Source organism: Methylobacterium sp. WL120, from assembly GCF_008039465.1.
In the GTDB taxonomy this organism is placed as follows: Bacteria; Pseudomonadota; Alphaproteobacteria; order Rhizobiales; family Beijerinckiaceae; genus Methylobacterium; species Methylobacterium cerastii.
In genome coordinates this window covers 1-8,496 of record NZ_VRUT01000180.1, presented here as the reverse complement: position 1 = coordinate 8,496, position 8,496 = coordinate 1, and the positions used below count along the sequence as shown (strand labels likewise).

Below are 8,496 nucleotides of genomic sequence, written 5' to 3'. Positions count from 1 at the left end.
GCGCCGACGACTGCCCACGCCCGTGACAACCTCAAGCCGGCGGACCGACCGCGGCAACTCGACCATATCCTCAAGCATAGACACAAAACGATCCGAACCAGGGACCGTCAGCCTCCACCATCGTCAGTTCATCAAAAAGGGCGGCTCCAGACACCGCTTCCGCTGCCGCCGGACCTTGCGCACCCCGTAGACGTGGAAGTTCGCCTCAAACACGCGCCAGATCTCGATCATCAGCGTCGGGTCATTCCTGGCCCGTGCCGGCAGCTTGCCGGGATCGGTACGCCGCGCGGCATAGGCATGGTACGTCGACGGAGCGATCAGCAGCACCCTGCAGATCGGCTCGACCCCATAGACGGCCCGATGGTCGTCGATAAACGCGATCATGTCCGCGACCGGCGGTCGAGCTCCGCCATCGCGAAATACGCCGACGCCTTCCGGAGGATCTCGTTGGCCTGTCGCAGTTCGCGGTTCTCGCGCCAGCGACTTGACCCGCTCGCGTTCGTCCGTGCTCGGGCCACCGTCTACGCGGCCGGATCGGCGCTCGACGGCACGCCATGGAGCGCACTGATCGCGGCCATCGTATGCGTCGAACGCGACACGTTGCTCCGCTCCGCCGCGACCGGGCAATGGACGAGACGCCGAGAGGCCTCGCTCTACGCCGTGCCCGTGATGCTATCGGTCCAGACCTTCGCGAGCGCCATCCAAAACCATTGGCCGATCGAGAACCGAAGCCACTGGATGCGCGATGTCACCCTCGCCGACGATGCCAGCCTGATCCGGGTCAATCCGGGCATCATGGCACGGCTGCGCAGTCATGCCCTCAACATCGCGCGGGCTAACGGCGTCAAAAACATCGCCCACACCTTCTGGACGGCCGCGATCGATCCGGACGTCATCCTGGCCTATAAAGGCCTGTAAAGAACGCTGAACAGCAGTGGATTAGCGTGATGTAGGCCTGATTATATTAGCTACGAGCTTGCTTAGGATCTCGTATCCAGTTTGATTAAGGTGAATTCGGTCTTGTTGATAATTCTCGCATGATGACGCAAAATTGCAAGTAATTTCATTGTCAACATTCAAGATTTTTACATCCGTTGCGCCTTGTAAGTGTCTTTTGACTATCATATTTGTTTGCTGACGATCCTCGTCCCGATACAAGAAGCGTTCCCCTTGCGGCAGAACTTGAATCAGAATGCGGCTCGCCTCAGGCCAAACTTCCCCGATTCTCTCTACTACTGCTTCAATGCCAGAAGCAATGGCGCAAGCGCTGTTCTCTGTTCGCAGATTATTAGCACCGATGAGGATCACAACTTTCTTCGGGCGCAACTTCGTGAGTTGTGGAGCATGCAATCGCCAAAGCACATTTTCGGTACGGTCTAAACCGATGCCAAAATTAAAGACCCTGCTGCTATGGACGGATTTCTCCATTAAATCGTGTGGCCAAAATTGGACCAATGAATCTCCAACAAAGACGGCATCCTGAGAATCTGGCAGGGATGCGATCTTTTGATTGAAAATCTCAATCTGAACTTGCCTAAATGGCATTTTGGGGATGGAGGTTTCTTCAAAAAAACAACTGCCTGCGTGCGCCAATGACTGTGTATATAAAATTAAATTAAATATATAACCTAACAAATAAATCGCTAGTTTTGGTGAAATTAAATATAACGCTCTGATGCGATGAGACACTATAGTTTCTATCTGCTGCACTTGTGACATTTTCTAGATCTCACTCATGCGGCTTGTATTCTTGCATTTTCTATTTTACTGGACCTCGGCATCAGATAAGAATTGCCGGAGGTTGATAGCACACAACAATGCGATACCGTGTCGGGCAACCTACATCTTCATTTTAGATTATTACCCTGTTGATTGCCAGGCTTGACATTGCAGTAACTAACATCAACGCCTCGGCTCTCTAAATGGATGCCAGGATTGCTGCTCGACCAATAGTTTTTTACGACGCATGAAGAATTTTTCCTAATAAAGACTATAGTATTGGTGTACTTGCTTTCGCTAGACGCTTCCCAAACTGCACGTCCTCCAGTTAAGCTCCATCTAACTATATGACCCATTTTATCGCTGGACCAGGTACCGAGCGGGATTTCTAGGCCGCCGCTGCCGCTCGTATAGATGTAGACCATCCCCTTGGTGCCAAAATAGACGCTAATTTCGCTCGGCGTTTCGACGTCGGTACATTCTCCAGTATTGAGTCGGCACATGCGCACCAGAGTTTTGAGCTTGGCGACGATCGTGTGACCTCCAAAGCCTTCCAAGGCTATCGCGTATTGGGGAATGGTCGCAACAGTCAGCGCAATGGCCATACAAATATTACGCAACATGTTGCACCGTAAGATTCTAAGAAAGATATTAGAAGATAAGCAGAATGCTTCGGTTCGCATCTGGCGCAGCTGGGTCATATCATTAATCAGTTGTGCAGATCAGGGCAGCCTTACCCAGCACTGACCGTCCGATCAGTCGTCACACAGACCTTCACAGATCTCACGGCAGGCGCGGCGGGAGCCCGCATCGCAGCCCGCCCCCTCTAGAGCGCACGCATCGAAGCTTTCTTTGTTCCGGCAACCCGGCGGATACGGATCGCTTTCAGCAAAATGCCGGTAGGACGTCATTCGTAAAGGCGCTGTGGACAACTTAGTCACCGGTGCAGCTGCAGCCGTAGCAATTGTCACAAATAGCAGCATAGGTACGAGGACGATAGTGTGAATGTTTTTCATACTCTCATTCCTTCAACTGCTTCGCCATAAGTCCGACGTCTATCGACTGTTTTCAAAAAACTAATTGTGACGCAGTCTATCGCATGGCGATGGCCAAGGTAGCCGGAAGTGTGGAGCTGTAAAAGCCTGATGATTGCCGACCCGCAATATTTTCCGAGTTTTTCGCGATATGAGGAGTGGTGTGGCGTCAGGGTCACGCGTAAGTCATTATAGTGTGCTTAATTGGCACTCTACGCGTGACACAGTTCGAAGTTTTTTGATGGACTTGGCCTTATGTCTATCGAGTCGGTTCGGCGTCGTGTTTCCATCAGCCGCAAGCAATTCGCCTTATAAGTCGAAGCATTCCGTTCGCATGACTCGATTGGCTCTGATCGTTATATTCTTGACCTTGGCAGGAATGGCAACACCTACTTTGGCACAGATCACTGGCCGGGCGGGATCGGGTTGGTCACCATCGGATGTGCCTGATGCGACAGTAGCTCCAAAAAGAGCCGTGGTAATTGTCTCACCCGTATCGAACCGCAGAGTAAGCCGTTCTTGGGATGAGGACGCATTAACTTACGCCATGCCATTAAGCGATCTCGGTTTCGACACACTCCTAATCGAACCACAGTCCCGGCCGATGCTGGACCAGGAAATTCGGAAGAGTGTTGCTGGTATTCCAAATGGAGCCTCAGTCGCCGTGGTCGTGACTGGCCGCGTCCAGGCGCGCGATGGCGACCTGTTCCTTCTGCCCTCAGATATCTCGCCAGTCGTCGCGGACGGTACTGCGGCGATTGATGCCGAAGCGATTCGGCTGTCGTTCTTGTTTCGCCGCCTAGCGGCCGCCTCGCCGAAGGAGATCGTCGCGGTGCTGGACGATTGCAGCGGGACGACCGAAGTATCCAATTTAAGTGCAGATTTCTACTTGGTCCCGGTCAGTATTCTATGCGCTACAAGAAGGGGGGGGATGACAGGCGAGAATCTTGTGCTTCGCGTAACAGAAGCGATGAAGGTGGAAGGCCTCACCTTCGAGCAATTTGCAAACAAGCTTCGAAGCGGCGGGCGGGACGGATCGCTAGAAGTCGTAACCAGCAAGGATCTTTCGAGAACGTTCTACTTCCTCGATCCCCATCACTTCGATCGGATTGATGATCCCTGCAACAAGATCGCGATCCGCGCGAGCGCCGCCCAAGCCCGGACCGCGAGCCTAGCGGGGCCGATCGAAGGATGCACGAAGGCGATGCACCGATGGCCATATGCGCAAGGCTTTCGAGCGAAGCGCGATGCGGGTTTGGAGCAGCAGACCTTCCAGAACACCATGAAGTCCTGTCAGGCTATAAAGTCCCGTGAGGGCTACAAGGCGAAATATCCGAATGGCCGTTACGTACGGGAGGCCTCGACGTTCCTTGATGAATGCACTCCACCGCCTCCGCCGAGGCCTATGCGACCTCAATCTATCCCTAATCACAAACCTGCGCGAAGCCCGACCTGCCGCACCTTCAATTTCAATGGCGTAATAAGATGCGAATAGATACGAAGCAAAACGCACGAATATGCGAAATGACTTAGTCCAGGAATGCGCCACATCCCGAAGTCGTCTGTCGCCCTGGATTGATCCAGAGCTTTCGCAATAGCTAATACCAAGCCTCGCTGAGCAGGACTCACGCGGGGTAGTGTCGGGATCTCGGGCGTGATTCTTTCCTTGGGTTTGGAGCCTGAGGAGGATGCGATGGCTGCTCCGGTGCCGCTGCGATCGGACTTTGATGCCGAGGCGTTGCGCGGTCTGGCCAAGGGTTCGCGTGATCCGGCGCAGACCCGCCGCCTGTTGGCGCTGTCGGTGATCGCCGCGGGTGGTCTGCGCTCGGAGGCGGCCGAGATCGGCGGGGTCGGGCTGCAGACGGTGCGCGACTGGGTCGTGGCCTTCAACGCCGACGGACCGGACGGGCTGATCGACGGCAAGGCCCCCGGGGCCCGTCCGTGCCTGAACGCCGACCAGCGCGATGTCCTCAAGGCGCTGGTCGACCAGGGACCGACGCCGGCCGTACACGGTGTGGTGCGCTGGCGGTTGTGCGATCTGGCCCAGATCCTGTCCGAGGATCACGGCGTGTCGATCTCCGAGCAGACCTTGAGCCGGGTCTTGCGGGCCATAAGCTACCGCAAGCTCTCCGCCCGCCCGCGCCATCACGCCCAGGATCCGGACGCCGCGGCTGTTTTTAAAAAGACTTCCCCGACCGTCTGGCGGACATCGCTCAGGCTGTCGGCGGCAAGCCGGTAGAGGTCTGGTTCTGCGACGAGGCCCGTGTCGGCCAGAAGAACACCCTGACCCGGCGCTGGGCCAAGCGTGGAACGCGACCCGCAGCACCCAAAGATCAGCGCACGCAGTCAGCCTACATCTTCGGGGCGATCTGCCCGGCCCGTGGCGTTGGCGCAGGCCTGGTCATGCCCCGTTGCACCACGGCAGCGATGGCCCATCATCTCGAAGAGATTTAGGCGACCGTGGCTCCTGGCGCCCACGCCGTCTTCCTGCTCGATCAAGCCGGCTGGCACACCACCATAAAGCTGCCGGTTCCCGACAACATCACCCTCTTGCCCCTGCCGGCGCGCTCACCCGAACTCAACCCGGTCGAGAACCTTTGGCAGTTCCTTCGCGACAACTGGCTCGGAAACCGGATCTTCCAATCCTACGACGACATCCTCAATCACTGCTGCGACGCCTGGAACAAGCTCATCGCACAACCCTGACGCATCATGTCCATCGGACTGCGCCAATGGGCCCATGGGTTCTGATCAGTGAGGGTTGATATAAGATGAGGCACCAGAAAAGTGGTTCTGCTGAAATTTCTTTCACTGGGCTAACATCTGCCTCGTCGGGCAGAGGGCAAAAGGATTGGGGAATAGGCGTGGTACCGTTCGGCGAGGACCATCAATTCGCCCGTTCTGCCTGCGTCATTATTTCAGTGAAGGATTTGCTACAATTATTGCGATCTGTTGTAATTAGATAACAGTGACGCTGCATGCTCAACTAAGTAGGCACATATTTTTGCTATGGATTGACTAAAAAAGTCGGTAATGCAAGCTTGACCGCGCAGCTTCGCGATGCGCAGGTGACGATTGAGAAGGGAAGTTGGGTCTGTGGCTGCGCAGTTTTTTGTCCGTTCACAGACGCTACGGGGCATCGCGCTCGTTGAGATCGACGGCCAGCCGATCATCGAGCGCCACAGGCTGCTCACCGGTGTCATTCAAGAGCGATATGGGCGCGACGCCGCTGGGCTCTTGGCAGAGCCAAGGCTGACGCGTGGGAACGGGGTCGCGGAATCGCGAATCGACTGGTTCTGTATTTTCGACGGCGTTGTGCAGCCCCTTGACGACCTCGATCCGGGCTCGACAGCTGCCGTCAAGCGGACGCTCGGGGGGCGGGCGAAGGCACTCTCGGTACTATCATCCGATCCCATCCTCGGGCCGTTCTTCGCCGCCTCACTCAATATTCCTTCTGCCGACTCTATTGTCAGCGTCGGAGGCGAGCCGGTTCTGGTGGGCTGGGGAACAATGCCCCTTGCGACGCTTCAGGACAGGGAAGCGCGGCTGCGGCTCTACGCCTCCGGGCTTGAGCCCTTCGCGCTTGGCATCGCGCTGCCGCCTATCTCGCGTCCGGAATGGCGGCAAGCCTTCCCGGACGCGGAGTCCACGATCGTTGAGGCGGGCGCGGCAGCACCGACCCGCGTGGCGCGCGTCAAACCTGTTGGTTCAGTTCGGGCGCCGCTGGTGGCGACAATTTTTGCCGCGATCTCGACTATCGTGCTGCTAATCCCCGGCGTCTTGCGGTATCCCATTCTGGATACGGTGCCGGGCGCGAAGCGGGAGATCACGCAGGCGATCCTTGAGTCGCTTCGCAAGCGATCGGCGGACCTGAAGGCCTTGCTCGAACGCGAATGCAGCGACATGCGGGCGGGCCTCGGCAGCGTGATCGCGCCGGCTCCCCGAGACGTCCAGGTCGCGCCGCCCGCCAGCCTGCCTGGTCCAATCACCCCGGGCAGCGCCGCGGCCATGCAGCCGCCTGCGGAGACGCCGCTAATGCCGCCGCTCATCGCCACGCCGCCGCCTACGAACCCTACGGACCTGCCCTCCAGGGCGGCCCGCGGCGTCGCGCTCGTCCTAAGGGACGGCTCGCAGGGAACCGGGTTTTTCATTGCTCCCGACCTCGTCGTCACTAACCGGCATGTCATCGAGGGTGGCCAGGGGACGGTCTACGTCGTCTCGAAGTATGTCGGCGTCACGCCCGCCCGGATCGTCGCCGAGAGTGGGAACGGCGAGTTCGATGATTTCGCTTTGCTACGGGTTGCACCGCAGGCCAGCGTCCTACCCTTCATTCTAACGAGCAGCGCGCCGCAACTTCAGCCCGTGGTGGCGAGCGGCTTCCCGGGTCTCCACCAGGCCACGAACCCTGCTTTTGCGCGGGCGCTAGCTGGCGACGGAGCGGCGTTGCAAGAGGTCACACCCACCGACAGCCGCGGTGACATTAACGCGACCCAGCGACAGGACGACGCTATGACGCTGGTAATCCATTCTGCCATCATTTCGCCGGGCAACAGCGGCGGTCCGCTAATTGATTTCTGCGGACGGGTGGTCGGGGTAAACACCTTCGTGCGCGTCGACGACCGGGTACCGATCTCTGCCTTCTACGCGTTAGGCGCAGCCGGGCTGCGTCGGTTCCTAACGGCCAACGGCTTGTCGCTGCCGATCGACGAGAGCGCGTGTCAGCCGACCACCACGGCGCGCACGAATTTTCCCTCGCCGCCTTCGGCCCCTGCTTCCACGGCACCCGCGTCGCCGTCCAGGGACGCGCGTTCTCTGTCCCGGCCTAAGCCGTAAACAGGATCGAGCGATGAGCGACACCACCGCGATCGCGATCACGCGTCGGACTGGCCTGGAACTGGTCGATCCGAAGCTACGCACCCAATACGACCAGATGGTCGCAGAGATCGCTGCCCGGCTGTCCCCCGACCACGCCTTCGTCTTCTCACGGCCGGAACAATCCCTCGGCGGGGATAGCGACCAGACCGCGTGGTTCGTAGACGGCGTTGGGGAGACCTGCCGGCTGCGGGATCTTTCGCCCGAGCGGCAGGGCCCAATTGAGGGCCGCCTCGCCCAGATCGAGGCCGACATCCGCAAGCTAGCGGAGGATCTAAAAGCCGCGGGACCGGCCTCAGCGGATCTAGGCCGGTTGATCGAGAAGGCCCTGGAACGCCCCCCCGGCGAACCGGTCTGGGTCGTAGACGATCGGCCGGTGCTCGTAAATTGGGGCCTGCGGATGGTGGGCGACCGCGCCCCGCTTCAGGTCGCCTCAGGGCTTGTTACCGTCGCGGGAAGTCCATCCGTAACATCTGCGATGGCCAGCGCGGCGGCTCAGCAGCCGGGCCAGCAACCCAAGGGCCCGGAAGCCCCTCCGCCGCCGCTCACGGCCAGACGGTCGCGCAGCATGGCTGCGCCGCTGCTCTGGCTTCTGTTTACGGCGCTCCTGCTGATCTGCGGTGGCCTGCTGCTACGCGCCTGCGCTTTTACTGTGCCGGCATGGGCCCCGATCCTCCAAAGACTCCTGCCGAATGGGTGCCGGGTGGATGAGACCGCCCAGACGGACGTACGCCTCGAACTCAGCCGGATCCAGAACGAAATCGAGGCCGACCAGCGGGCCCTCGTGCTCAAGGCGGCGAATTGCCCGGCCTCGTGTCCAATCCCGCCCCAGCCCGAGAGGCGCGGCGAGGTGCCGCCGCCGTCCCCGGTG

Annotated in this window: 5 protein-coding genes, 3 pseudogenes and 1 other annotated feature; of the genes and pseudogenes, 5 read left to right on the top strand and 3 right to left on the bottom strand. The window is 58.9% G+C overall.

Annotated features, from left to right (window positions below; all coding sequences use genetic code 11):
- Positions 1 to 162 precede the first annotated feature (162 nt).
- Positions 163 to 534 (bottom strand): annotated as a pseudogene (locus tag FV229_RS23170) (IS3 family transposase); the annotation flags it as partial.
- Positions 310 to 426, bottom strand: a sequence feature (AL1L pseudoknot). (Overlaps the previous pseudogene by 117 nt.)
- Positions 535 to 738: 204 nt before the next feature.
- On the opposite strand from FV229_RS23170, the gene FV229_RS23165 reads away from it, so the two are divergent.
- Positions 739 to 918: a hypothetical protein gene (locus tag FV229_RS23165; protein WP_187275259.1), complete on the top strand. Its 180-nt coding sequence runs from the start codon at positions 739 to 741 to the stop codon at positions 916 to 918.
- 21 nt (positions 919 to 939) lie between these two features.
- On the opposite strand, the gene FV229_RS23160 is transcribed toward FV229_RS23165, so the two are convergent.
- Together FV229_RS23160 and FV229_RS23155 are read right to left on the bottom strand one after the other, a co-directional pair.
- A complete protein-coding gene (locus FV229_RS23160) occupies positions 940 to 1,719 on the bottom strand; it encodes a GDSL-type esterase/lipase family protein (RefSeq protein WP_147754212.1) in 780 nt (259 codons plus the stop codon).
- Positions 1,720 to 1,847: 128 nt separating this feature from the next.
- Positions 1,848 to 2,324, bottom strand: a complete 477-nt coding sequence (locus FV229_RS23155; RefSeq protein ID WP_147754211.1) for a hypothetical protein — start codon at positions 2,322 to 2,324, stop codon at positions 1,848 to 1,850.
- A gap of 1,033 nt (positions 2,325 to 3,357) precedes the next feature.
- On the opposite strand from FV229_RS23155, the gene FV229_RS23150 reads away from it, so the two are divergent.
- The 4 genes and pseudogenes from FV229_RS23150 to FV229_RS23130 all read left to right on the top strand — a co-directional run.
- Positions 3,358 to 4,248, top strand: a complete 891-nt coding sequence (locus FV229_RS23150; RefSeq protein WP_147754210.1) for a hypothetical protein — start codon at positions 3,358 to 3,360, stop codon at positions 4,246 to 4,248.
- Positions 4,249 to 4,446: 198 nt separating this feature from the next.
- Positions 4,447 to 5,459, top strand: a pseudogene (locus FV229_RS23145) (IS630 family transposase).
- A 390-nt stretch (positions 5,460 to 5,849) separates the two neighbouring features.
- Complete coding sequence (locus tag FV229_RS23135; RefSeq protein ID WP_147754209.1) at positions 5,850 to 7,586, top strand: trypsin-like peptidase domain-containing protein; 1,737 nt, start codon at positions 5,850 to 5,852, stop codon at positions 7,584 to 7,586.
- A gap of 13 nt (positions 7,587 to 7,599) precedes the next feature.
- Positions 7,600 to 8,496 (top strand): annotated as a pseudogene (locus FV229_RS23130) (hypothetical protein); the annotation flags it as partial.